This window comes from Sulfitobacter sp. SH24 (genome assembly GCF_965641895.1).
Lineage (GTDB): Bacteria > Pseudomonadota > Alphaproteobacteria > Rhodobacterales > Rhodobacteraceae > Sulfitobacter > Sulfitobacter dubius.
Genome location: NZ_OZ282575.1, coordinates 988,794 through 1,011,153, shown reverse-complemented (window position 1 = coordinate 1,011,153; position 22,360 = coordinate 988,794). Strand labels below are relative to the sequence as shown.

The 22,360-nt window shown below is 63.3% G+C and carries 27 protein-coding genes; 18 read left to right on the top strand and 9 right to left on the bottom strand.

Annotated elements, in window-relative coordinates:
• The first annotated feature begins 63 nt into the window (after positions 1 to 63).
• Genes hutI through hutU form a run of 4 tightly spaced genes read left to right on the top strand, consistent with a single transcriptional unit; the run spans position 64 to position 5,283 of the window.
• Complete coding sequence (gene hutI / locus ACSQ16_RS07555; protein ID WP_243261099.1) at positions 64 to 1,272, top strand: imidazolonepropionase; 1,209 nt, start codon at positions 64 to 66, stop codon at positions 1,270 to 1,272.
• Positions 1,269 to 2,807 (top strand): histidine ammonia-lyase, encoded by a 1,539-nt coding sequence (hutH, locus tag ACSQ16_RS07550; protein WP_243261100.1) that lies wholly within the window; start codon positions 1,269 to 1,271, stop codon positions 2,805 to 2,807. The genes hutI and hutH overlap by 4 nt, the downstream gene beginning before the upstream one ends.
• Positions 2,808 to 2,818: 11 nt before the next feature.
• A complete protein-coding gene (gene hutG / locus ACSQ16_RS07545) occupies positions 2,819 to 3,619 on the top strand; it encodes an N-formylglutamate deformylase (RefSeq protein WP_243263206.1) in 801 nt (266 codons plus the stop codon).
• Positions 3,616 to 5,283 (top strand): urocanate hydratase, encoded by a 1,668-nt coding sequence (gene hutU / locus ACSQ16_RS07540; protein WP_243261101.1) that lies wholly within the window; start codon positions 3,616 to 3,618, stop codon positions 5,281 to 5,283. Before hutG ends, hutU begins: the two co-directional genes overlap by 4 nt.
• A 31-nt stretch (positions 5,284 to 5,314) precedes the next feature.
• Here hutU and ACSQ16_RS07535 read toward each other — a convergent pair whose 3' ends face one another.
• Positions 5,315 to 6,004 (bottom strand): UTRA domain-containing protein, encoded by a 690-nt coding sequence (locus ACSQ16_RS07535; protein WP_243261102.1) that lies wholly within the window; start codon positions 6,002 to 6,004, stop codon positions 5,315 to 5,317.
• A 183-nt stretch (positions 6,005 to 6,187) separates the two neighbouring features.
• On the opposite strand from ACSQ16_RS07535, the gene ACSQ16_RS07530 reads away from it, so the two are divergent.
• The gene (locus ACSQ16_RS07530; protein ID WP_243261103.1) at positions 6,188 to 6,709 is read left to right on the top strand and encodes a cell wall hydrolase; all 522 of its coding nucleotides are present in this window, start codon (positions 6,188 to 6,190) and stop codon (positions 6,707 to 6,709) included.
• Between the two features lie 3 nt (positions 6,710 to 6,712).
• On the opposite strand, the gene ACSQ16_RS07525 is transcribed toward ACSQ16_RS07530, so the two are convergent.
• From ACSQ16_RS07525 to ACSQ16_RS07500, 6 genes are all read right to left on the bottom strand, one after another.
• Positions 6,713 to 7,177: a YqaA family protein gene (locus ACSQ16_RS07525; RefSeq protein WP_435988721.1), complete on the bottom strand. Its 465-nt coding sequence runs from the start codon at positions 7,175 to 7,177 to the stop codon at positions 6,713 to 6,715.
• Positions 7,178 to 7,267: 90 nt separating this feature from the next.
• The gene (locus ACSQ16_RS07520) at positions 7,268 to 7,432 is read right to left on the bottom strand and encodes a hemin uptake protein HemP (RefSeq protein WP_093928631.1); all 165 of its coding nucleotides are present in this window, start codon (positions 7,430 to 7,432) and stop codon (positions 7,268 to 7,270) included.
• Between the two features lie 5 nt (positions 7,433 to 7,437).
• The gene (locus ACSQ16_RS07515) at positions 7,438 to 7,614 is read right to left on the bottom strand and encodes a hypothetical protein (protein ID WP_167360268.1); all 177 of its coding nucleotides are present in this window, start codon (positions 7,612 to 7,614) and stop codon (positions 7,438 to 7,440) included.
• Between the two features lie 162 nt (positions 7,615 to 7,776).
• The gene (locus ACSQ16_RS07510; protein ID WP_243261104.1) at positions 7,777 to 8,103 is read right to left on the bottom strand and encodes an antibiotic biosynthesis monooxygenase family protein; all 327 of its coding nucleotides are present in this window, start codon (positions 8,101 to 8,103) and stop codon (positions 7,777 to 7,779) included.
• Between the two features lie 10 nt (positions 8,104 to 8,113).
• Positions 8,114 to 8,863: a ChaN family lipoprotein gene (locus ACSQ16_RS07505; RefSeq protein WP_243261105.1), complete on the bottom strand. Its 750-nt coding sequence runs from the start codon at positions 8,861 to 8,863 to the stop codon at positions 8,114 to 8,116.
• Between the two features lie 182 nt (positions 8,864 to 9,045).
• Positions 9,046 to 9,300: a hypothetical protein gene (locus ACSQ16_RS07500; RefSeq protein ID WP_093928517.1), complete on the bottom strand. Its 255-nt coding sequence runs from the start codon at positions 9,298 to 9,300 to the stop codon at positions 9,046 to 9,048.
• 448 nt (positions 9,301 to 9,748) lie between these two features.
• Between ACSQ16_RS07500 and phnC the strand changes: the two genes are divergently transcribed.
• The 5 genes from phnC to ACSQ16_RS07475 all read left to right on the top strand — a co-directional run bounded on the left by phnC (position 9,749) and on the right by ACSQ16_RS07475 (position 14,364).
• Positions 9,749 to 10,543 (top strand): phosphonate ABC transporter ATP-binding protein, encoded by a 795-nt coding sequence (gene phnC, locus ACSQ16_RS07495; protein WP_243261106.1) that lies wholly within the window; start codon positions 9,749 to 9,751, stop codon positions 10,541 to 10,543.
• A 45-nt stretch (positions 10,544 to 10,588) separates the two neighbouring features.
• On the top strand, positions 10,589 to 11,497 hold the full coding sequence (gene phnD, locus ACSQ16_RS07490; protein ID WP_243261107.1) for a phosphonate ABC transporter substrate-binding protein: 909 nt from the start codon (positions 10,589 to 10,591) through the stop codon (positions 11,495 to 11,497).
• Positions 11,498 to 11,570: 73 nt separating this feature from the next.
• The gene (gene phnE / locus ACSQ16_RS07485; RefSeq protein ID WP_243261108.1) at positions 11,571 to 12,449 is read left to right on the top strand and encodes a phosphonate ABC transporter, permease protein PhnE; all 879 of its coding nucleotides are present in this window, start codon (positions 11,571 to 11,573) and stop codon (positions 12,447 to 12,449) included.
• 65 nt (positions 12,450 to 12,514) lie between these two features.
• Entirely contained in the window at positions 12,515 to 13,750 is a 1,236-nt protein-coding gene (gene phnE / locus ACSQ16_RS07480) for a phosphonate ABC transporter, permease protein PhnE (protein WP_243263210.1), read from the top strand.
• Positions 13,750 to 14,364, top strand: a complete 615-nt coding sequence (locus ACSQ16_RS07475; protein ID WP_243261109.1) for a chloramphenicol acetyltransferase — start codon at positions 13,750 to 13,752, stop codon at positions 14,362 to 14,364. Before phnE (ACSQ16_RS07480) ends, ACSQ16_RS07475 begins: the two co-directional genes overlap by 1 nt.
• Here the strand turns inward: ACSQ16_RS07475 and phnF are convergent.
• Positions 14,361 to 15,074 carry a phosphonate metabolism transcriptional regulator PhnF gene (phnF, locus tag ACSQ16_RS07470; protein WP_243261110.1) on the bottom strand — a complete coding sequence of 238 codons (714 nt, stop codon included), beginning with the start codon at positions 15,072 to 15,074 and terminating at the stop codon, positions 14,361 to 14,363. The two genes, ACSQ16_RS07475 and phnF, sit on opposite strands and share 4 nt — an antisense overlap.
• 101 nt (positions 15,075 to 15,175) lie before the next feature.
• Here phnF and phnG point away from each other — a divergent pair, with 101 nt between their 5' ends.
• The 7 genes from phnG to phnN all read left to right on the top strand — a co-directional run bounded on the left by phnG (position 15,176) and on the right by phnN (position 20,281).
• The gene (gene phnG / locus ACSQ16_RS07465) at positions 15,176 to 15,634 is read left to right on the top strand and encodes a phosphonate C-P lyase system protein PhnG (protein WP_243261111.1); all 459 of its coding nucleotides are present in this window, start codon (positions 15,176 to 15,178) and stop codon (positions 15,632 to 15,634) included.
• On the top strand, positions 15,634 to 16,194 hold the full coding sequence (gene phnH, locus ACSQ16_RS07460) for a phosphonate C-P lyase system protein PhnH (protein WP_243261112.1): 561 nt from the start codon (positions 15,634 to 15,636) through the stop codon (positions 16,192 to 16,194). The genes phnG and phnH overlap by 1 nt, the downstream gene beginning before the upstream one ends.
• Positions 16,194 to 17,297, top strand: a complete 1,104-nt coding sequence (locus ACSQ16_RS07455; protein WP_243261113.1) for a carbon-phosphorus lyase complex subunit PhnI — start codon at positions 16,194 to 16,196, stop codon at positions 17,295 to 17,297. Before phnH ends, ACSQ16_RS07455 begins: the two co-directional genes overlap by 1 nt.
• A gap of 47 nt (positions 17,298 to 17,344) precedes the next feature.
• Positions 17,345 to 18,214: an alpha-D-ribose 1-methylphosphonate 5-phosphate C-P-lyase PhnJ gene (locus tag ACSQ16_RS07450; RefSeq protein ID WP_243263211.1), complete on the top strand. Its 870-nt coding sequence runs from the start codon at positions 17,345 to 17,347 to the stop codon at positions 18,212 to 18,214.
• A complete protein-coding gene (phnK, locus tag ACSQ16_RS07445) occupies positions 18,211 to 18,981 on the top strand; it encodes a phosphonate C-P lyase system protein PhnK (protein WP_243261114.1) in 771 nt (256 codons plus the stop codon). Before ACSQ16_RS07450 ends, phnK begins: the two co-directional genes overlap by 4 nt.
• Before the next feature lie 71 nt (positions 18,982 to 19,052).
• Positions 19,053 to 19,736 (top strand): phosphonate C-P lyase system protein PhnL, encoded by a 684-nt coding sequence (gene phnL, locus ACSQ16_RS07440; RefSeq protein ID WP_243261115.1) that lies wholly within the window; start codon positions 19,053 to 19,055, stop codon positions 19,734 to 19,736.
• Positions 19,733 to 20,281, top strand: coding sequence for a phosphonate metabolism protein/1,5-bisphosphokinase (PRPP-forming) PhnN (gene phnN, locus ACSQ16_RS07435; protein ID WP_243261116.1), 549 nt, complete (start codon positions 19,733 to 19,735; stop codon positions 20,279 to 20,281). The genes phnL and phnN overlap by 4 nt, the downstream gene beginning before the upstream one ends.
• Here the strand turns inward: phnN and ACSQ16_RS07430 are convergent.
• On the bottom strand, positions 20,257 to 20,934 hold the full coding sequence (locus ACSQ16_RS07430) for a DUF1045 domain-containing protein (protein ID WP_243261117.1): 678 nt from the start codon (positions 20,932 to 20,934) through the stop codon (positions 20,257 to 20,259). The genes phnN and ACSQ16_RS07430 overlap by 25 nt on opposite strands.
• A 47-nt stretch (positions 20,935 to 20,981) precedes the next feature.
• Here ACSQ16_RS07430 and ACSQ16_RS07425 point away from each other — a divergent pair, with 47 nt between their 5' ends.
• Positions 20,982 to 22,130 (top strand): alpha-D-ribose 1-methylphosphonate 5-triphosphate diphosphatase, encoded by a 1,149-nt coding sequence (locus ACSQ16_RS07425; RefSeq protein ID WP_243261118.1) that lies wholly within the window; start codon positions 20,982 to 20,984, stop codon positions 22,128 to 22,130.
• Positions 22,131 to 22,360: the final 230 nt, after the last annotated feature.

Sequence of the window (22,360 nt, the reverse complement as noted above, 5' to 3'; positions counted from 1 at the left end):
GTATAGACATATAACAATTAAAAACGCGTTAGAAAAGTGAAACCTTAGGAGGAGGCGATAGAGATGACAGAGCATGACCGGGTCTTGATCGACCTCACCGCAGCGACGTTAGAGGGCGCAGAACCCTATGGATTGGTTGAGGACGCGGCGATTGCGATTGCCGGTAGCAAGATCGCATGGGTTGGCCCACGCGCTGATCTGCCGCGTGCCTTTCGCGACCAGCCGACAGAATCGCTGGGCAACCGCCTCGTCACCCCCGGTCTGATCGACTGCCACACCCATATCGTCCACGGCGGCGACCGCGCGCGTGAATTCGAGATGCGGCTGGAAGGGGCCAGCTATGAGGAAATCGCCCGCGCCGGGGGCGGCATCGTCTCAACCGTCACCGCCACCCGCGCCGCCAGTGAGGCCGACCTGCTGGCCGATGCCCTGCGCCGCGTCGATGTGCTGATCGCCGAAGGCGTCACGGGGATCGAGATCAAATCCGGTTACGGTCTGGATATCGACACCGAGCTGCGCATGCTCCGCAGCGCCCGCGCCGTGGGCCAGCAGCACCCCATCCGAGTGCGCACCACCTTCCTCGGCGCCCATGCCACGCCTACCGAATACGCAGGGCGTGACGACGCCTATATCGACGAGGTCTGCATCCCCGCCCTGCGCGCCGCCCATGCCGAAGGGCTGGTCGATGCAGTTGATGGGTTCTGCGAGGGCATCGCCTTTCAGCCCGCCCAGATCGCGCGCGTGTTCGATGTGGCGCGGGAATTGGGCCTGCCGGTCAAACTCCACGCCGAACAACTGTCTAACCTCGGCGGCGCGAAACTCGCGGCCTCCTATGGCGCGCTGTCGGCGGATCATATCGAGTACCTTGACGCGGACGGCGTGAAAGCGATGGCCGAGGCCGGCACTGTCGCGGTCATCCTGCCCGGTGCGTTTTATACCCTACGCGAAACCCAAGCGCCCCCGATTGATCTGCTGCGCAAACACGGCGTGCCGATGGCGCTGGCGACGGATATCAACCCCGGGTCTTCGCCGCTCAACTCCCTCCTCCTGACGCTTAACATGGGCTGCACCCTGTTCCGCATGACGCCCGAAGAGGCGCTGCGCGGCGCCACGCAACATGCCGCCCGCGCGCTTGGGCTGGACGATTGCGCCATGATCCGCCCCGGCCTGCGCGCCGACCTCGCGGTCTGGGACATTAAACACCCTGCCGAGCTTGCCTATCGCATCGGCTTCAACCCGCTTCATTCTCGCATTTTCGGAGGCCAATCGTGACCACCCTGACCCTCACCCCCGGCGCGGCCACTTTGGACGATCTGGCCCGCATCTACCGCGAAGAGGCATCGGTGAGGCTCGACCCCGCCTGCCGCCCGGCGATTGAGCTGGCCCATGCGCGCATCGCCAAAGCGGTGGCGGGAGAGGATGCCGTCTACGGCGTGAACACCGGTTTCGGCAAGCTCGCCTCGGTCAAAATCGCCTCGGAAGACACGGCCACCCTGCAACGCAACCTGATCCTGTCACATTGCTGCGGCGTTGGCCCCGCGATCCCGCGCGGCCATGCGCGGCTCTTGATGGCGCTCAAACTACTGAGCCTCGGGCGCGGTGCCTCGGGCGTGCGGCTTGAGGTCGTGGACCTGATCGAAGCCATGCTGGAGCGGGGCGTGACCCCGGTGATCCCGGCGCAAGGCTCTGTTGGTGCCTCGGGCGATCTGGCCCCCTTGGCCCATATGGCCGCCGCGATGATGGGCCACGGCGAGGCGGAATTTGAGGGCCGCGTCATGCCCGGCGGCGAGGCGCTGGCCGCCGCGGGTCTCACCCCGCTTGAGTTCGGCCCCAAGGAAGGGCTGGCGCTGATCAATGGCACGCAATTTTCGACCGCCTTCGCGCTGGCGGGGTTGTTTGACGCATGGCGGGCCGCAAGTTCGGCGCTAGTGATCTCGGCCCTGTCGACCGATGCGATCATGGGCTCCACCGCGCCGCTTCAACCCGAGATCCACGCCCTGCGCGGCCATCGCGGCCAGATCGAGGCGGGCGAGACGATGCGTGCCCTGCTCAACGGCTCGGATATCCGCGAGAGCCACGTGGCGAATGACGCCCGCGTGCAAGACCCCTATTGCATCCGTTGCCAGCCACAGGTGACCGGGGCCGCAATGGACGTGCTGCGCATGGCCGCCCGCACGCTTGAGGTCGAAGCCAATGCCGCCACCGACAACCCGCTGGTGCTGGTCGGCGCAGACCTGATTGTTTCAGGCGGGAATTTCCATGCCGAACCGGTGGGCTTTGCCGCCGATATGATCGCGCTCGCCGTGGCCGAGATCGGCGCCATCGCGCAGCGCCGCGTGGCGCTGATCGTCGACCCGGTGCTCAGCTTCAACCTGCCGCCCTTCCTGACGCCGAACCCCGGCCTCAACAGCGGCTATATGATCGCCGAGGTCACCACCGCCGCGCTGATGAGCGAGAACAAACACCTCGCCAATCCTTGCGTCACCGACAGCACGCCGACTTCGGCCAACCAAGAGGACCACGTTAGCATGGCCGCCCACGGCGCGCGGCGGTTGGGGCAGATGATCGAGAACCTCAACCGCATCCTCGGGGTGGAACTGCTCTGCGCGGCGCAGGGCATCGACTTCCGCGCGCCGCTGGCCACCAGCGAGACGTTGCAGCGTGTGGTGACACGGGTGCGCAAGGATGTCGCGACGCTGGATGAGGACCGCTACCTCGCCCCCGATCTGGAACGCGCGGCACAGATGGTGGCCGAAGGCGAGATCACCCGCACGGCCTCCCTCGACATGCCGGAGCTTTCCACATGACCTCTGCTGAGATCACACCTGTCGAGATCACCCGAGGCGACAGCCCCATCGTGCTTGGCCTGCCGCATACCGGCACCGATCTGCCCGATATTGTGCGCCGCGATCTCAACCCGCGTGGGCGCGAACTGGCGGATACCGATTGGCATATCCATCACCTTTACGAAGGGTTACTGCCCGGCGCGACCACCGTGCGCGCGACCTTCCACCGCTATGTAATCGACGCCAACCGCGACCCTTCGGGCGCATCGCTCTATCCCGGTCAGAACACCACCGGGCTGGTGCCGCTGACGGATTTCGACGGGCAGGACATTTGGACGACCCCGCCCGATGACGCCGAGATTGAGACCCGCCGTGCTGCCTATCATGCACCCTATCACGCGGCGCTTGAGGCGGAACTGGCCCGCGTCCGCGACCTACATGGGGTCGCGATCCTCTATGACTGCCACTCCATCCGCTCGCTGATCCCGTTCCTCTTTGATGGCCCGCTGCCGGATTTCAACATCGGGACGAACCTCGGCACTACCTGCGCGCCTGAAATCGAAGCGGCTGTTGAAGAGATCTGCACCGCAGCACCCGGCTACACTTCCGTCAGCAACGGACGCTTCAAAGGCGGCTGGACCACGCGCCACTATGGCCGCCCCGCCGAAGGGATCCACGCGATCCAGATGGAACTGTCGCAAAGTACCTACCTCGGCACAGAAGCCCCACCTTGGTCCTATGACCCTGACAAGGCCGCGCGACTGCGCGACCACCTGACCGACATCCTGACAACTCTGGCCGCCCTGGCCCCTACCCTGAAAGGCACAGCATGAGCGATCCGCGCAAGAACACCCGTGACATCTATCCCGCCACCGGCACCGAGCTTTCGGCGAAAAGCTGGCTGACCGAGGCGCCGCTGCGGATGCTGATGAACAACCTGCACCCCGACGTGGCTGAGAACCCGCATGAGCTGGTCGTCTACGGTGGCATCGGGCGCGCCGCGCGGACGTGGAAGGACTATGACCAGATCGTCGCCTCGCTCCGCGCGCTCGAAGACGACCAAACGCTGCTCGTGCAATCGGGCAAACCCGTGGGCGTCTTCCAAACCCATAAAGACGCGCCCCGCGTGTTGATCGCCAACTCCAACCTTGTGCCGCATTGGGCGAATTGGGATCACTTCAACGAACTCGATAAGAAGGGTCTGGCGATGTATGGCCAGATGACTGCAGGGTCGTGGATCTACATCGGCTCTCAGGGCATCGTGCAAGGCACCTATGAGACATTTGTCGAGGCGGGCCGCCAGCATTATGGCGGCGACCTCAAAGGCAAATGGATCCTCACCGGAGGCTTGGGCGGCATGGGCGGTGCGCAGCCCTTGGCGGCTGTCATGGCCGGGGCCTGCTGTCTGGCGGTGGAGTGCAATCCCGACAGCATCGATTTCCGCCTGCGCACCCGCTACGTCGACGAAAAGACCGACAGCCTTGATGAGGCGCTGGCGATGATCGACCGCTGGACCGCAGCCGGAGAGGCGAAGTCCGTGGCCCTCTTGGGCAATGCCGCCGATGTCTTCCCCGAACTGGTGAAACGCGGGGTCCGCCCCGATATCGTCACCGACCAGACCTCGGCCCATGACCCGGTGAACGGCTACCTGCCACAGGGTTGGAGCATGGCCGAATGGCGCGAAAAACGCGAGAGCGACCCCAAAGCGGTCGAAAAGGCCGCCCGCGCCTCGATGAAGGTGCAGGTGCAGGCGATGGTCGATTTCCACGCCGCGGGCATCCCCACGGTCGACTACGGCAATAACATCCGTCAGATGGCGCTGGAGGAAGGGTTGCAGAACGCCTTCGACTTCCCCGGCTTTGTCCCCGCCTACATTCGCCCGCTGTTCTGCCGGGGCGTGGGGCCGTTCCGCTGGGCGGCACTCTCGGGCGATCCGGAGGATATTTACAAGACCGATGCCAAGGTGAAGGAAATCTTGGCCGAGGATACCCATCTGCACAACTGGCTCGACATGGCCCGCGAGCGTATTTCCTTCCAAGGTCTGCCCGCACGGATCTGCTGGGTGGGTCTCGGCGTGCGCCACCGCCTCGGTCTTGCCTTCAACGAGATGGTCCGCACAGGCGAGCTGAGCGCGCCGGTCGTGATCGGCCGCGATCACCTCGACAGCGGCTCCGTCGCCTCGCCCAACCGCGAGACGGAGGCGATGAAAGACGGCTCTGACGCCGTGTCGGATTGGCCGCTGCTGAACGCGCTTTTGAACACTGCCTCGGGCGCCACATGGGTGTCGCTGCACCACGGCGGCGGGGTCGGCATGGGCTTCTCGCAGCATTCAGGCATGGTGATCTGCTGTGACGGGTCCGAAGACGCCGACCGTCGCATCGAAAGGGTGCTGTGGAACGACCCGGCGACGGGCGTGATGCGCCATGCGGATGCGGGCTATGACGAAGCGCTTGATTGCGCCTGCGAACACGGGCTGAACCTGCCGGGCATCCTTTGAACCCCACGCGCCGCCTTAGCGTGGCGGCGCATCAATAGCGGGTCGTCAGTCGGTGACCGGGGCGATGCGACAGGCGCACATAGGTCACCGCCTGCCCCTCCCACCACGTCGAACGCTCGACCGTGAAAACCGGATCGCCCGTGGCGCAGCCGAGATACTCGCTCAGCCGCTGATCGGCCAGTCCAGCAGAGAGGCTTATCTCAACATCCGAAAAGGGTATCGCCGAGATCAGCCATTCGTTTGGCCCCACCTCTGCGAAATCCTCTTCTCGCGCCTGCGGCAAGGTCGCAAGGTTGATCCAGCGGTCTTCATATTGATAGGGATCGCCGTCGGCGTAATGCATACAGACCAGATGCAACACCTCACCACCCGCGTCCAGTTTCAGCCGCGCGCGCAGCCAGTCCGGCGCAGGCTCAACCGCGTGGCTGACCAGCGAATAGCGGTAGTCGGCGCCCTTCTCTTCGATCTCGGCCCGAACCAGCGGAATGTCGAAGCGCGCCTGCCGTACCGGGGCCATCCGCACCCGTGTCCCGGCCTTGCGGCGGCGCTCGATAAACCCCTCATCAACCAATTCGCGCATGGCGCGGTTGACCGTCGCGCGGGCGCAGCCATAGGTCTCGGCCAGATCGACCTCATTGGGCACAAGACTGCCCAGAGGCCACTCACCCTTGGTGATCTTTGACAGGATGTCGCTTTTGACATCCCGGTAGGTGACTTTCATAGGGCGGCCCTGCTGGGTTCATGACTGTATTATCGAACATTACACTAGGTCAAAGCATAGCCCAAGCGTCACAAAGGCGCCGCCGGGGGGAAATCGCCGGGGGCGGCGCCATGGCTCTTGCCTCGCCCGGCGTTTGCTGAAAAGTTGCTGGCCACGCAGTCTCCTGATCCCGAAAGGCCACCCATGCGCGCTCAGCCCTTGAACTTCCGCACCGCCGCTTTGTTGCTGGGCTTTGGCCTGCTTGCCGCCTGCGGTGGCAAAAAGACGGAGTTGGTCGCAGTGCCGGGGGACGAGCTCGAATGTATGGCCCGCGCGATGTATTTCGAATCCAACCGGTCAAGCCGTGATGGGATGATCGCCGTGGGCAATGTGGTGATGAACCGGGTCCACTCAGAGGCGTTCCCAAACACGGTGTGCGGGGTGGTGGGCCAGCCCAAACAATTCGCCCCCGGCGTTATGACCAAACCGATGAACGACCGTTCTGCGCCGCTGGCCCGCGCGTCTGCATTGGCGGTCCTTCAGGGCGAACGGCACCCCAAGGTCACCCGCGCCAAATTCTTCCACGCTGCGTGGTACAAAGCGAATTACAACAACATGCATTATGTGGTGACGGCGGGCGGTAACGCCTTTTATGAAAAGCGTCGCCCCGAACTGGTGACCACCCCCAACCCGCTGCCGCCGCTCGAAGGCATCACGCCGCATTGACGCTTACATATAGCCACCTGCGACCAAGATCAGCACTAGGTAGCGCCCCCCTTTGGCAAAGGTGACGATCACCAGAAATCGCCAAATCGGTTCGCGCAGCATGCCTGCGGCCAAGGTCAGCGGGTCACCGATAATCGGCACCCAACTGGCCAGCAGGCTCCAATAGCCCCAGCGTCGATACCAGCCAGAGGCCCGCGCCATCTGCTTGGCCGAAAAGGGAAACCAGCGGTGATCGGCAAAATGGATGAGGTAGCGCCCCAGCAGCCAGTTCATCACCGACCCCAGAACATTGCCCAGCGTCGCCACCAGCCACAGCAGCGCGGTCGCATGCCCGCCGGACCACATCAGCCCCAACAGTAACGCTTCGGATTGTGCGGGGATTAACGTCGCCGCCAGCAACGCCGCAAAAAACAGGCTCGACAGCGCCAACATGTCAGCGGTCAAACGGGTGAAAAGATCGCGGGCCAAGCATGGCGGGTTCGTAAAGGCCGCCTCACGCCAGAGCAAGCCAGCAAAGTTTGCACCGCAGCGCCCTATGAGCTGCCCAAGACGGGCAGATCACTTGGTCAGGATCAATTTCCCCGCCCGTGTGATGCGCAGCGTATAGGTCTGACCATCAAGAACGATATTGGCTGTGGTGCCGTTAGGGACCAGCGCGCGGGCGTCGTGAACGGCCGCCTCAACTGGTTGGCTCGCAGGCGATGGATCGGGCAGCTTTTGCATCAGGCTCATCGTTCTTCTCCGATTTGGTGCGTACGTTGCAAATCAATAAGGTGCTCAAGCGCGATCCCATCACAGGGGCCGTGGTCAACATTGTTCAGCGCGATATCGCGCCAGCTGTTGCTGGGCGGGGTGCGTAGCCGGGCATGGGCCATTGGCTCGGGCGTGGTCACGGGTGTCCTCACGGGGCGGGCTCCTTTCCATTGACATCCGGGCTGCCGAACAGGCGGTGGCTTGGACGGTTGCGGCGTAAATTGCTTAACTTTCCGGCAAAACAACCGGGCACATGTGAACGCTACTTAATCCGATTATTTTAGTCAAGTATAGAAACCGCGCCCTTTCAACGCTCATGCTGAATGGGGCGCCTCAATCTTTTGGATGGCTTGAAACCCTTCGAAACGCGGCGATCCCTCATGCAGTTTGCGCGTTTGCCCCGCACGAGAATGCGCCGCACGAAAAGCGCCGCTTGTGGTCCAAGCGCGGAAATGCGCCTCGCTCTCCCATACAGTATGCGAGGCATAGAGGATCTCCCCCTCCTCCTCCGGCCCTTTGAGCATGTGGAAAGAGACGAACCCTTCGGTATCTTTCAAACGGCTCTCGCGGTTTAGCCAAAGGTCTTCGAAAGCGGCAGCGTTTTCCAGCAAGACGGTGAAACGGTTCATGGCAAGATACATGGGATATCCTTTAGCTTTTGGTCAGGGATTTACAGGGGTCTTCCCGTGCGACAGGCGGGATGAGATGTGTCTCATCGAAAGGCGTATCGCCTGCTGCTTCGACAAAGCCGATGGCGTGGGTCGTCACCTCGGGCGCGGCTTGGGCGATGAGGGCCGGAATCCCCCAATCGGTGCGCGCGTGACCATTGCCCACGATGACGGCCACGGGTGCGCCGTAGGTCGCTAACGCGTCCAGTGCCGCGCGGGCGAATGTGGCGTCGCGGTAGCGCTGCACGGCAACCATTCCCCCCATCATCTCACGCGGCATGGCATTGCAATGCGCTGCAAACTGCCCTTCAACCCGCGCGGCTTGCTGATCTTCAGGCAGCGGCTGATCAAGGCCAAAGCGCACCGCCTCAGGCCCAAAAAGCGCAGCTGGCCCATCATTAAAAACGCTGCGCACCGCCTCGCGCGGGGCTGCAGCACCGATGATACGCGCCGCGCCCAAAGCGTCAAAGATTGGTGCATAGATTTTGAAGTCTTGCCAACCGCTCGCGCGCCACGCCTGTGCAATCTGGCTGCGGTCAGCATCGGCTTTGGCGGCTTCTTCGGCGGTTAGCATCTCGAACACAACAGCCGTAGGGCGCAACGCCTCCACCGCGGCAGCTTGTTCTAAATGGGCGTGCGAATTGTCATGCACCTCGCCCAAGATCACGATATCGGCGGATGGATCAGCCCCGGCAGACATTGCAAAGCAAAGCAGAAAAGCGGTTAGGCGCATGGGCGTCCTCTTTGGCAGAAACAGAATGCCCGAAAGTTGAGAGCACCCCCCGTGGGTAATCATGCCGAAACATCTAGCGCGCATCCATCGGCACGCTAACGTTCTTAAGAAACATTGCCTCGAGCAGCAGGCCAAAGGGCCATGGTATTATGCGCTTCACTGTCCAACCAGCCGACTTCAGCTTAGGACTTTACCTCGTCGGCATCGGTCTTCAAATCAGGATCGTTATAGTTGTTCGGATCGAAATCCTCGGGGTCAAAGGGATCTTCATGCTCGGCAATACCACTCACATGTGTGGTGCCGCTTTCTTCGTCGAACACCAAACCATAGTTCGCCTTGCCTTCGCTTTTATAGCGCTGAAACTCGTGAATGCCGGCGTAGACAAAAACCAGAGTGATCGGCAACAGAATCAGAAATGCAACAATTTGGGCGTCCATAAGCGCGCTCCTTAACCTATTTGTCGGGGGCCGTATCACCGGCGGGCGCCTGCATTTGGCACTGCGCGGCCAGTGAACTCGCCTGAGATATAATGTCTGTCGCGCAGCATCGCGCGGCTGGACCAGATGCGGCCCTATCTGAACCGCCTTGTAGGTGAAAGCATTAAACGCGGCATTTTGTTCCCTAGCCCCTTATTTTTCTGGCCATGACTGGATCCGCGCAGCGTTACGAACGCTGCTTTCACCTACAAAAACCTCCCACAAGTCACGCGGCACCAACTGCTTCAAACCATGCTCTAGACGGCCAATGCGCCCAATAAATGGCGGCAAACGCGCAGCCCTGCGCCCCGGTTCCTGAAAAAACCGCGCGTTACAAAAGCTTCGTCAAACTTAAACATTCGTGACATTCACCACTGCGATAGCTCGCCCCGCAAACCCCGGGGGACTTATGCTCGTCATTTCTGAACTGACCAAAACATTCGGCGCAAACACAGCGGTGGCCCGCGCTAATATGCAGGTCGACAAACCGCAGATGATCGGGATCATCGGCCGCTCCGGCGCGGGGAAGTCCACGCTGCTGCGGATGTTAAACCGACTGACCGATTCCTCTTCGGGGCAAATCCTGTTCCAAGGGCGCGACGTGACTGCCCTGCGCGGCGCGGCCCGGCGCGGCTGGCAGGCAGAATGCGCGATGATCTTTCAGCAGTTCAACCTCGTCCCGCGGATGGATGTGGTGTCGAACGTGCTGCACGGCACGCTCAACCGTCGCTCGACGCTGAGCAGCATCTTCAACCTCTACCCCGATGCCGACATCACCCGCGCCATCGAAATCCTCGACCGGCTGGGCATCGCGCAGCACGCGCCCAAACGGGCCGAGGCCCTGTCAGGCGGGCAGCAACAGCGCGTCGCCATCGCCCGCGCCCTGATGCAAGACCCGCAGATCATTCTGGCCGATGAACCCATCGCCAGCCTCGACCCGATGAACGCGCAGGTGGTGATGCAATCGCTGCGCCGCATTCACGAGGAAGATGGCCGCATGGTCATCGCCAACCTTCACACGCTGGATACCGCGCGCCGCTACTGCGACCGCGTGGTGGGGATGCGCGACGGCAAGATCGTCTTTGACGGCACGCCCGAGCAACTGACCACCAGCATGGCCCGCGAAATCTACGGTGCAGACAGCAGCTTCTCCGAAGCCGCCACCTCAACCGAGATCGAAACGCTGGACAAGGTGCCAGCCTGACACGACCCGCCCCAAGGGGCATATTTTCAAACTGGAGACGACAAAATGAAGAAGCTCATCGCCGCCGCACTGGCTTCCACTGCCCTGACCGGCGCTGCACTGGCTCAATCCGCCGATGTCACCGAATTCCGCATCGGCATCCTCGGCGGGGAAAACGCGCAGGACCGGATGAACTCCTACGAATGTCTGCGCGGCTACACCGAAGAACGCCTTGGCGTTCCGGCCAAGCTCTTTGCCCCTGCCGACTATAACGGTGTGATCCAAGGTCTGCTGGGCGGCACGCTCGACATGGCGTGGCTGGGTGCCTCGGCCTATGCCGCCGTTTACCTGCAAGACCCCGAAGCGGTTGAGCCAGTACTGGTCAAGATCAACCTTGATGGCTCCTATGGCTACCACTCCATCGGCTTCGCCCGCAAAGATGCGGGCATCAACACGCTGGAAGACATGCAGGGCAAGGTCTTTGGCTTTGGCGATCCAAACTCCACTTCCGGCTACCTGATCCCCTCCATCGAAATCCCACAGACGACCGGTGCCACCATGGAATCCGGCGACTACTTCGGCGAAGTGAAATTCACCGGCGGCCATGAGCAGACCATCGTCGCGGTCAACAACGGCGACGTGGCGGGCGGCGTGACATGGGCCGACGGTCAGGGCAACTGGGAAGACGGATACAACTCCGGTGCGCTGCGCAAAGCGGTGGACGCGGGCCTCGTCGACATGAATGATCTGGTCGAAATCTGGCGCTCCAAGCCGATCCCCGAAGGCCCGGTCGTGCTGCGCAAAGACCTGCCCGAAGAGGTCAAAACAACCATGACCCAACTGGTGGATGAGCTGCACGAAATGGACGCCGACTGCGCCTATGGCGTGGCCGCTGGTGAGAGCCTTGGCTTCGATCCGATTGCGCATGACGCCTATGTCTCGATCGTCGAAGCGCGCAAGGCGAAATCCAACTGATCCGACAGAACGACAGACATCTGGCAGGTCCCGGCAACGATTGTCGGGGCCTGTCGTCATAGGGGGACGACAGATGCACCAGACCAACACCGCGCCGCAGATCACGGCGGATTACCTTGCCCATACCCGACAGAAGCGGGTGATGAATATGATCCTGCTGGTCGTTTTCGTGGCCCTGCTGATCGGCGGTTTTAGCACCGCCAACGCCCGCAACGCGGGCGGGTTCTGGAACGGGCTGCCCAATGTCTTTGACTTCCCCGCCGATGTGCTGAGCGAGGCTTGGGAGCGCGCCCATCTGCTGCCCGGCTATTTCGTGAAATACCTCCCCTCTCTCATCGAGACGGTGAACATCGCCGGGGCCGCCACACTGATCGGCGCACTTTTCGCGTTCTTCGCCGCCCTTCTGGCCACCCGTGGCCTTGCCCCCGCGCCATGGCTCGTCGGCCCCCTGCGCCGCCTGCTAGACGTGCTGCGCGCCGTGCCTGAAATTGTCGTCGCCCTTGTGCTGATCTTTTTGCTCGGTGGTGGCCCGGTGCCTGCGATGATCGCCATCGCGCTGCATACCGTGGGCGCGCTTGGCAAACTTTTCTCTGAGGTGAACGAGAACGCCTCCCTCAAACCTGTCGACGGCCTTGCCTCCGTCGGGGCGGGCTGGCTGCAACGCATGATTTTGGGCGTCGTGCCCCAGGTCGCGCCCAACTACCTCTCTTACACGCTGCTGCGGTTCGAGGTGAACATCCGCGCATCGGCCATCCTCGGCTTCGTCGGCGCAGGCGGCATCGGCTATGACCTGCGCAACACGATGTCTTGGGGTCAGGGCAAATTTGACGAGGCAGCCGCGATCTTTCTGCTGCTCTTCGGCACCATCATCATCGTCGACCAAGTCTCAAGCCATTTCCGCAACCGGCTGACCCATGGCCGCGCCTATAAGGACAAGGGAGCCATCCTGTGACCGACCTTACCGCTTCCACCCTCCCCGCTCAGCAGGTCGCCAGCCGCAGCTTCCGCCGCAAACGCATGGCGAGCCTTGCCGCGCCGGTGCTGATCCTCGTGTATCTCACCTACGTCTTCTTTGCCTTCGACGTGGCGGGGCTGGGCGATCGCATCAATGTGTCGAACATGAAGACGCTGGTCGCCGACAGTTACAGCTACAAAACCCATGTCGCCCGCGACAACCGCAATGGCGAGATGGAGATCGCCATCGAGGGCGAGCGCAAGGGCCGCTATGCCCCCGGCACCGCCCCCGATTGGGTCACCTTGGGCGAGACGACCCGCGTCGAGCTTGGCAACGGCCATACCGTCGAACTGGGGCCAGAGGTGCGCTATGACGTGCCGGGCTACGGGCTGATCACCGCCACACCGGGCAGCAGCGGCGTCAATGCTACCCTTCCCGACGGCCCCGTGCCCGAGTGGATCAACGCCTCGAAAAACCGCCTTGCCGTGACCACGGAGGCAGGCCGCCTGACGATCACTCGCAACCGCGCCGAGGTCTTCCGCTATTTCAACGGGTGGGAGCTGTTCTTCTTCACGCTCGACAGCCCCTATCACGGCATGTCCCCGCTAGAGCTGCTGCGCAGCGGTGAATACGGCGCGATCTGGCAGGACTTCTGGACCAACAAGATGTGGCGTCATGGCGATGTGGCATGGGCGCTGGTCGAGACGGTCCTGATGGCCTTTCTCGGCACCTTTGGCGCGGCGATGATCGCCCTGCCGTTGGGCTTTCTGGCCGCCAAGAACTTCTCGCCCCTGGGCGGTCTGCGCTTCGCGGCACGGCGGCTCTTCGACTTCCTGCGCGGGGTCGACGGGCTGATCTGGACCATCGTCCTCTCCCGTGCCTTTGGCCCCGGCCCGCTGACCGGGTCGCTGGCGATCCTGCTGACAGACACCGGCACCTTCGGCAAAATCTTCTCCGAGGCGCTGGAGAATGTGGACGACAAGCAGATCGAGGGCATCGCCTCCACCGGGGCCACCCCCGTGCAGCGCTACCGCTTTGGCGTGATCCCGCAGATCACCCCGGTTCTGCTGAGCCAAGTCCTCTACTATCTGGAATCGAACACCCGTTCGGCCACCATCATCGGCGCGATCACCGGGGGCGGTATTGGCCTGCTGCTGACCCAAGCGATCATCACCCAAAAGGATTGGGAGGAGGTCAGCTATTACATCGTGCTCATCATCCTGATGGTCGTGGCGATGGACAGCTTCTCGGGCTGGCTGCGCCGCAAGCTGATCGCGGGCAATGAGGCGGGCCACTGATGGCGCGTCTTAAACCCGACGCGCCCTTCCTCCACCCGGACTGCGAGGTCACTGACACGCAGTTCGGGCGCTATGTCGAGATCGGGCGCGCCACGCGCCTCGCCCACTCAGAGATCGGGGATTACTCATACTGCGACCGCTGGTGCGACATCGCCAACACGCAAGTCGGCAAGTTCAGCAATATCGCCGCCAGCGTGCGCATCGGGGCCACCGATCACCCGATGGAGAAGGCCAGCCTGCACCACTTCCACTACCGCGCCGGAGACTACTTCGACGGGGCCGAGGATGACGCCGATTGGTTCGCCCTCCGCCGCAGCCGCCGCACGGTAATCGGTCATGACACATGGCTGGGCCACGGTGCGCAGGTCCGGCCCGAGGTGACCATCGGCCACGGCGCGGTGGTGGCGGGCGGGGCCATCGTCACCCGCGATGTCGCCCCCTATATGATCGTCGCAGGCATCCCCGCCAAACCGCTGCGCCGCCGCTTTTCCGAAAGCATCGCCGCGCGGATGGAGGAATTGGCGTGGTGGGATTGGCCCCATGACCGGCTGCAAGCATCGCTCAAGGATTTCCAGACCCTGCCCGCCGAAGCGTTTTTGGAGAAATACAGTTAGTCGCCGGGGTTGAGGGTCAGCGTCACCCGATCACCCGCGAACCACGTCACCCCGTATTCCACCGGCACGCCCTCGGGGTCGACGTTGATCCCGGCAGAGCGCAGGATCGGCGCGCCTTCGGTCAGCCGCAAATGCAGCGCCTGCGTGGCAGTGGCAAGCTTCGCCGTCAGCCGGGTCGAGGCGCGGGTGTAATCCGCCACCCCGCCCTGCGCCAAGGCCGTGGTGACCGAGCGGCTGGCCTCAAGCGCCTCCAACAGGTCGGGGAACCGCGCGGCGCGAAAGATGCTGCGAAAGATCGCGATGGGCTGCTCATCGGCCAGCGAAAGCCCTTCATAGACATGCACCAGCGCCTCCCCATCCAGCCCCAGCTGCGCGGCCTCATGGGCCGAGGCGGCGCGCGTCTCCAAGGTCAAAATCTCCTTGGCCGGCACCCGCCCTGCCGCCGCGAGGTTCTGGTGAAAGCGCACCCGCTTGCCGATGGGATAATCCGTAGGCCGCTGCGCCACGAAGACCCCCGCCCCCCGGCGGCTGTAGGTCAGCCCACTCTCGTTCATGTCACTGATCGCGCGGCGCACCGTATGGCGGTTGACCCCGAAGCGCGCCGCCAATTGCGCCTCAGTCGGAAGCCGATCGCCGGAGCCGTATTTCCCCGTGGCGATATCGTGGGTCAGCGTGGCGGTGATGGTTTTCCAAATCGCAGTACGGACCATGTCGCAGAAGTTTCACATATCCAAGCTTGCGCCAGCAGGAGGCCAGCGGCTAATACTTGTCTAGTTGTATAGTAAATTAGACAAATGCACAAGGTGTCTAGATGACCGTTGAAACCAAGGAAAAGACCCGCGACAGGCAGGCTTGGATGGGCCTGCTCGCACGGGCCGAGGCCCGCGATCTCGCCCGGCTTTGGGAGGGCTTCGGCCCCCTGCCCGCCCATGAGATGCTCCGCGCGCCCGAGATCGGTGGCGTCATGTTGCGGGGCCGGATGGGCGCTGTGGGCGACGCCTTCAACATGGGTGAAATGTCCGTTACGCGCTGTTCCGTGCGGCTGGCGGATGGGCCAGACGGCCACGCCTATGTGCAAGGCCGCAGCCGCGACAAGGCGCTGCAAGCGGCCCTTACGGACGCGCTGATGCAAGGCAATGCGGCGGATGAGGTCCGCAACAAACTGCTCGACCCGCTGGCCGAAATCGAAAGTCAGCGCCGCGCCAGCCGTGCCGCCAAGGCCGCCGCCACCAAGGTCGACTTTTTCACCATGGTCAGAGGAGAAGACTGATGGAGACCCTATCGCTGACAGGCGGGTTTCGCGACGCGCCCAAAGACGCCGCTTTCGCCTTTCGCGCGGTGATGAACGCCATGGCCAAACCGGGTGAGATCAACAGCGTGACCGGGGCCGAACCGCCCGCGGGCCTCTCCATCGCCGCCGGGGTCGTCCTGCTGACGCTCTGCGACCCCGAAACACCGCTCTACCTCGCCCCCGGCTTCGACCGGCCCGAATTGCGCGACTGGATCACCTTCCACACCGGCGCGCCCTTCGCCCCAGCCAATGCGGCGCACTTCGCCTTAGGCGCTTGGGACGATCTGCCGCGCGGCGACTTCCCCCTCGGGACCGCCGCCTACCCCGACCGCTCTGCCACGCTGATCGTTGAGGTGGATGATCTGCGCAGCGATGGCGCGACCCTCACCGGCCCCGGCATCAAAGACAGTGCCGCGCTGTCGCTGCCCGACCGCACGGCCTTCCAGCAAAACGCGGCGCTCTTTCCGCGTGGATTGGATTTCATTTTCACCTGCAGCGACCGTTTGGCGGCGCTACCCCGAAGCACAAAGGTGTCCTGATGTATGTAGCGGTAAAAGGCGGCGAGCGGGCGATTGACAACGCCCACGCTTGGCTTGCCGAAGAGCGGCGCGGTGACGCAAGCGTGCCGGAACTCAGCGTTGCGCAAATTCGCGAGCAGATGACGCTGGCGGTGAACCGGGTGATGGCCGAAGGCTCGCTCTACGACCCCGACCTCGCCGCGTTGGCGATCAAACAGGCCCGGGGCGATCTGATCGAAGCGGTGTTCCTGATCCGCGCCTATCGCACCACCCTGCCCCGGTTTGGCGCCTCGCGCCCGATGGACACTGGCACCATGGCCTGCGACCGCCGCGTCTCGGCCACCTTCAAGGATGCGCCTGGCGGTCAGGTTTTGGGGCCGACCTTCGACTACACCCACCGGCTGCTGGACTTCAAACTGGCCGCCGATGGTGAGGTGTCGCCCGCGCCCGAGGTGGCCGATGCCAAGCCCTCTAAAGACACGCCGCACATCATGGAATTCCTCGACCGCGAAGGGCTGATGCAGCGCGACACAGACAGCAAGACCCCGCCGCGCGATCTAACCCGCGAGCCGCTGGAACTCCCCGCCACCCGCGACCTGCGGCTGCAAGCGCTGACCCGCGGCGACGAGGGCTTTGTCCTCGGCATGGCCTATTCCACGCAGCGCGGCTATGCGCGCAACCACGCCTTCGTTGCGGAACTACGCATCGGCAAAGTGGCGGTGGAAATGGACATTCCCGAACTGGGTTTTGCCATTGAGATCGGCGAGGTCGAGCTCACCGAATGCGAGACGGTGAACCAATTTGCGGGCTCCAAGACCGAGCCGCCTCAGTTCACCCGCGGCTATGGATTGGTGTTCGGCATGTCCGAGCGCAAGGCGATCTCCATGGCGCTGGTGGACCGGGCATTGCGTTGGGAGGAGTTGGGCGAAGACAACCTCGGCGCGCCTGCGCAGGACGCGGAATTCGTGCTCTATCACGCCGACAACATCCAAGCGACGGGGTTTTTGGAGCATATCAAACTGCCCCATTACGTTGATTTCCAATCCGAACTCGAACTGATCCGCAAACTGCGCCGCGAGGCGACAGCCGCGGCCCAAGACGTAGCACGGGAGGCCGCGGAATGAGCCCCGCCATGACACAGAGTGACCAAGACAGGCATGAGGACCGGGGCATGAACGACTACAACTTTGCCTATCTGGATGAGCAGACCAAACGGATGATCCGCCGCGCGATCCTGAAAGGGTTGGCGATCCCCGGCTATCAGGTGCCCTTTGCCAGCCGCGAAATGCCGATGCCTTACGGCTGGGGCACCGGCGGGGTGCAGGTCTCCGCCGCGGTGCTGACGCCCGAGGATACCTTCAAGGTGATCGACCAAGGGGCCGATGACACGACCAATGCCGTCTCGATCCGACGCTTTTTTCAAAAGACGGCTGGCGTTGCGGTGACCGAGGCCACGACCAAGGCCAGCGTCATCCAAACCCGCCACCGCATCCCCGAAGCCGCGCTGCGCGAGGATCAGGTGTTGGTCTATCAGGTGCCGATCCCCGAACCGCTGCGCTTTCTTGAGCCTTCAGAGGTCGAGACCCGCAAAATGCACGAGCTGGAGGAATACGGGCTGATGCATGTGAAACTCTACGAAGACATCGCCCAGCATGGCGCGATTGCCACGGCCTACGCCTATCCGGTCAAGGTCGAGGGGCGCTATGTCATGGACCCGTCGCCGATCCCGAAATTCGACAATCCCAAACTGGAAATGGCGGCGATCCAGCTCTTCGGCGCGGGGCGCGAGCAGCGGATCTATGCGCTGCCGCCCTATACGCAGGTCGTGTCGCTGGATTTTGAGGACTACCCCTTTGAGGCCAGCAAAGCCGATCACCCCTGCGGCCTCTGCGGGGCCGAGGACAGCTATCTGGATGAGTTGATCGTCGATGATGCAGGGGGGCGTTTGTTCATGTGTTCCGACACCGACTATTGCGCGGCCCGTCAGGCCGCCGGGCATCGCGGCGCGGATGCGGCCCCCATCTTGGAGGGCATGGCATGACCCCCTTGTTGCAAGTTGAAAACATCGCGAAATTCTATGGCGCGCGGATCGGCTGCACGAATGTCAGCTTTGATCTCTACCCTGGTGAGGTGATGGGCATCGTCGGCGAAAGCGGCTCGGGCAAATCGACGCTGCTCAACACGCTGGCCGGACATCTGACACCGGATCGCGGGGCGGTGCGTTTCGACACCCGCGCTGATGGCCTGCGCGACACGGTGACCATGAGCGAGCCGGAGCGCCGGATGCTGTCGCGCACAGATTGGGCCTTTGTGCACCAACACGCCCGCGACGGGCTGCGCATGAACGTCAGCGCAGGCGGCAATGTGGGCGAGCGGCTGATGGCCGTGGGCGCGCGACATTACGGTGACATCCGCGCCAGCGCCACCGATTGGTTGGGCCGGGTCGAGATCAACGAAGATCGGATCGACGACCGGCCTTCGGCCTTCTCAGGCGGGATGCAGCAGCGTTTGCAGATTGCCCGCAACCTCGTGACCGGGCCAAGGTTGGTCTTCATGGACGAACCCACCGGCGGGCTGGATGTGAGCGTGCAGGCGCGGCTGCTCGACCTCTTGCGCGGCTTGGTGCGCGAGATGGGACTGAGCGCCATCATCGTGACCCATGATCTGGCGGTGGTGCGGCTGCTGGCAGATCGGCTGATGGTGATGAAGGACGGTCATGTGGTGGAAACCGGGCTGACGGACCAAGTCTTGGACGACCCGCAGCACGGCTATACGCAGCTTTTGGTCTCTAGCGTGCTACAGGTTTGACGGTGCAGGGAAATGTTTCGCACGCGAAACAAATGACAAACGTTAACAATAGGTTAAACAAGGCTGAACCCATGATACGCGTGGAAAATGTGAGCAAATCCTTCACCCTGCACAACCAAGGTGCGGCGGTGATCCCGGTGATGCGTGGCGGTGAATTGACCGTGGGGCGGGGCGAATGCGTGGCGCTGACCGGGGCCTCGGGGGCCGGGAAATCGACGCTGATGCGGATGATCTATGGCAACTACCTGACCGCCTCGGGCCGGGTCATGGTGGGCGATCTGGATGTCGCCCAAGCCGCCCCGCGCGAGATACTGGCGTTGCGCCGCCATGTGCTGGGCTATGTCAGCCAGTTCCTGCGCGTCGTGCCACGGGTGGCGACGCTGGATGTGGTGGCCGAACCGCTCCGGGCGGTGGGCAGCAACGAAGCCGAGGCACGGGCGCGGGCCGGAGAATTGCTGGCGCAGCTCAACATCCCCGAACGCCTCTGGCAGCTCAGCCCGACGACCTTTTCAGGCGGGGAGCAGCAGCGGGTGAACATCGCGCGCGGCTTTGCGCATCCCTATCCCGTCCTGCTGCTGGATGAGCCGACGGCGAGCCTTGATGCCACCAACCGCGCCACCGTGCTGGCGCTGATCGAAGAGGCCAAGGCCCGCGGCACGGCGATCTTGGGCATCTTCCATGATGAGGACGCCCGCGACCAAATCTGCGACCGCGAAGTGGACGTGACCCGTTTCACCCCCGGATTGGCCGCATGAGCGGGCGCTTTATCGCGGTGGTCGGCCCGTCGGGTGTGGGCAAGGACAGCGTGATGGAAGGACTGGCCGAAACCCTGCCCGACCTTTTCCTCGCCCGCCGCGCCATCACCCGGCCCGGTGAGGCCGGGGGCGAGGATTTCGACGGGATCAGCGAGGCGGCGTTTCTGCGGCTCGAAGCGGAGGGCGCCTTTGCCCTGAGCTGGGCCGCGCATGGGCTGCATTATGGCATTCCCATCGCGGTTGAAATGGCGCTGGCTGAGGGGCGCGATGTGCTCGCCAACCTCTCACGCGGGGTGCTGACCGAGGCCAAACTGCGGTTTGCGCGGTTCGAGGTGCTGTCGCTCACCGCCTCCCCTCAAGTCTTGGCCGCGCGGTTGCGGGGCCGTGGGCGCGAGACGGAGAAGGAGATCACCGCCCGTCTGGCACGGGCCGAGCGCGCCCTGCCCGATCATATTACGGCGATGGAGATCGACAACTCCGGCCCCTTGGAGCAGACCGTGGCGCAGGCGCTGGCGGCACTTTACCCCGAGAGGGCGGCGCGGTGAACTTCGTGGAACATACCGTCTTCAGCTTGCCCTACAAGCGTCAGGCTGCTCAGCACAAAGGGCTGTGGCAGATGCGGCGTGATGTAGGGATCAAGCGCTGCGGTGACCTGCGGCAGGTCGGCTTTGGGCAGCTTGCCGGTCAGGGTGATGTGAAAGCGGAACGCCTCCATCACGTAAGGATAGCCCCATTTGGTGAGGTTCGCCTCTTGTGCAGGCGTCAAGTTGGCTTGGCGGCGGCGGGCCAGATCGGCTTCGGAAGGGGGCGCGCGGAACGTGTCGAGGCCGCGCACCACTTCGGCGGCCATAGCGTTCAGCGCGGCGGTGTCCCCCTCGGGCGTCAGCGCCAGAAAGCGGCCCAGCGGGGTGAGCGCAAGCCCGTCGAGCGTGACCGGCGAAAGCCGCGTGCAAAGCGCCTCGAACTCGGCCAGCAACCCGTCAGCCGTGGTGCTTTCGGCCAACACAAAGGGCGGTTTAATGGTCGCATGCAAACCGTATTTGCGCGGCGTCTGGGTCAGGGCGTCCACGTCCAGCCCGGCGACCGCTGGATGCGCCACGGCGCAGCCCCGCGCCACATCCCAGCCCAGCCAAGCGGCCCCAGCCTCGGCCAATGCGCCCTTGGGCGTGTAATAGATCGCGTAGCGGTCGAACTTCATTCATCTTCTCCCTGCATCCATGGATGCGCAACAAGCGTGACGTTCACATGACAAAAGAAACCATTCTCGCCAATGCCAAAATCATCCTGCCCGATGTGGTGATCCCCGGCAGCGTGGTGCTGCGCGACGGGGTGATTGCCGATATCGCCGAAGGCACCGCTCTGCCCAAGGGGGCGATCGATTGCGAGGGACGCACCCTCGCCCCCGGTCTGGTGGAACTGCACACCGACAATCTTGAACGCCACATGAAGCCGCGCCCAAAGGTTGACTGGCCGCACCGCGCGGCGATCATCGCACATGATCGCGAATTGGCGGGCACCGGGATCACCACCGTGTTTGACGCGATCCGGGTGGGGTCGATCGTCTCGGACGACGGGCGCAAACGCTATGGCAAATATGCCCGCGACATGGCCGATGAAATCCTGATGATGCGCGACAGTGGGGCGCTGGCGATCAGCCACCATATCCACCTGCGGGCCGAGATCTGTTCGGAAACGCTGGAAGAGGAACTGGCCGAGTTTGGCCCCGACGACAAGGTCGGCATCGTCAGCCTGATGGACCATACGCCGGGCCAGCGCCAGTTCCGCGATGTGCAAAAGTTCGAGGATTACGTCTGCGGCAAAAACGGTCTGCCGCGTGAGGATTTCGGCGATTACGTCACCTTCCTGCACGGGCTGCAAGAACGGCTGGGCGCGAAACATGAGGCGGCAGCGGTGGCAGCAGCCGCGCATTACGGCGCGGCGCTGGCCAGCCATGATGACACCACGGCAGAACAGGTGGCCACCAGCCACGGCCATGGCGTGCGGCTGGCTGAATTCCCCACCACCCGCGAGGCGGCAGAGGCCTGCCATGCCCAAGAGATCGCCACGATCATGGGTGCGCCCAACCTCGTGCGCGGCGGCTCGCATTCGGGCAATGTGGCGGCAAAGGAATTGGCCGAGTTGGACCTGCTGGACATCCTATCATCGGATTACGTGCCTGCCGCGCTGCTATTGGGCGCGGTGCAACTGGGTGAGCTTTGGGGTGATATGGCACGGGGGCTGGCGACCGTCACCCGCACGCCCGCGCATCACGTAGGCCTGACCGACCGGGGGGAGATTGCCCTTGGGATGCGGGCCGATCTGATCGAATTTGAGGTGATGAAAGACGCGCCGATCCTCCGCTCGGTCTATGCGATGGGCAAGCGGGTGGCCTAAGCAAACAGAATTTCTACGCAACATGCACCCGCCGATTTCGGCGGGTGCCGACAGGCCGTTCGGTATCACCGCCGCCGAACGCTGCCCCGCGCGACATTGTGGTGCAGCAGGTCAGGCAGTTGGAACTAGAGATCGCGATCATCATCACCTCAAGCGCCAGTCCGCAAGAATACGCCGAAGGTGACGCAGACGTGACGCGCTTTGTCAGCTTGATGAAACCTTATGATGAG

Bases quoted from the DNA above. Each gene is read 5' to 3' on its own strand.
- hutI (WP_243261099.1), top strand. From the start codon at position 64: ATGACAGAGCATGACCGGGTCTTGATCGACCTCACCGCAGCGACGTTA.
- hutU (WP_243261101.1), top strand. From the start codon at position 3,616: ATGAGCGATCCGCGCAAGAACACCCGTGACATCTATCCCGCCACCGGC.
- ACSQ16_RS07535 (WP_243261102.1), bottom strand. From the start codon at position 6,004: ATGAAAGTCACCTACCGGGATGTCAAAAGCGACATCCTGTCAAAGATC.
- ACSQ16_RS07530 (WP_243261103.1), top strand. From the start codon at position 6,188: ATGCGCGCTCAGCCCTTGAACTTCCGCACCGCCGCTTTGTTGCTGGGC.
- ACSQ16_RS07520 (WP_093928631.1), bottom strand. From the start codon at position 7,432: ATGCAAAAGCTGCCCGATCCATCGCCTGCGAGCCAACCAGTTGAGGCG.
- ACSQ16_RS07510 (WP_243261104.1), bottom strand. From the start codon at position 8,103: ATGTATCTTGCCATGAACCGTTTCACCGTCTTGCTGGAAAACGCTGCC.
- ACSQ16_RS07505 (WP_243261105.1), bottom strand. From the start codon at position 8,863: ATGCGCCTAACCGCTTTTCTGCTTTGCTTTGCAATGTCTGCCGGGGCT.
- ACSQ16_RS07500 (WP_093928517.1), bottom strand. From the start codon at position 9,300: ATGGACGCCCAAATTGTTGCATTTCTGATTCTGTTGCCGATCACTCTG.
- phnC (WP_243261106.1), top strand. From the start codon at position 9,749: ATGCTCGTCATTTCTGAACTGACCAAAACATTCGGCGCAAACACAGCG.
- phnD (WP_243261107.1), top strand. From the start codon at position 10,589: ATGAAGAAGCTCATCGCCGCCGCACTGGCTTCCACTGCCCTGACCGGC.
- phnE (WP_243261108.1), top strand. From the start codon at position 11,571: ATGCACCAGACCAACACCGCGCCGCAGATCACGGCGGATTACCTTGCC.
- phnE (WP_243263210.1), top strand. From the start codon at position 12,515: ATGGCGAGCCTTGCCGCGCCGGTGCTGATCCTCGTGTATCTCACCTAC.
- ACSQ16_RS07475 (WP_243261109.1), top strand. From the start codon at position 13,750: ATGGCGCGTCTTAAACCCGACGCGCCCTTCCTCCACCCGGACTGCGAG.
- phnF (WP_243261110.1), bottom strand. From the start codon at position 15,074: ATGGTCCGTACTGCGATTTGGAAAACCATCACCGCCACGCTGACCCAC.
- phnG (WP_243261111.1), top strand. From the start codon at position 15,176: ATGACCGTTGAAACCAAGGAAAAGACCCGCGACAGGCAGGCTTGGATG.
- phnH (WP_243261112.1), top strand. From the start codon at position 15,634: ATGGAGACCCTATCGCTGACAGGCGGGTTTCGCGACGCGCCCAAAGAC.
- ACSQ16_RS07455 (WP_243261113.1), top strand. From the start codon at position 16,194: ATGTATGTAGCGGTAAAAGGCGGCGAGCGGGCGATTGACAACGCCCAC.
- ACSQ16_RS07450 (WP_243263211.1), top strand. From the start codon at position 17,345: ATGAACGACTACAACTTTGCCTATCTGGATGAGCAGACCAAACGGATG.
- phnK (WP_243261114.1), top strand. From the start codon at position 18,211: ATGACCCCCTTGTTGCAAGTTGAAAACATCGCGAAATTCTATGGCGCG.
- phnL (WP_243261115.1), top strand. From the start codon at position 19,053: ATGATACGCGTGGAAAATGTGAGCAAATCCTTCACCCTGCACAACCAA.
- phnN (WP_243261116.1), top strand. From the start codon at position 19,733: ATGAGCGGGCGCTTTATCGCGGTGGTCGGCCCGTCGGGTGTGGGCAAG.
- ACSQ16_RS07430 (WP_243261117.1), bottom strand. From the start codon at position 20,934: ATGAAGTTCGACCGCTACGCGATCTATTACACGCCCAAGGGCGCATTG.
- ACSQ16_RS07425 (WP_243261118.1), top strand. From the start codon at position 20,982: ATGACAAAAGAAACCATTCTCGCCAATGCCAAAATCATCCTGCCCGAT.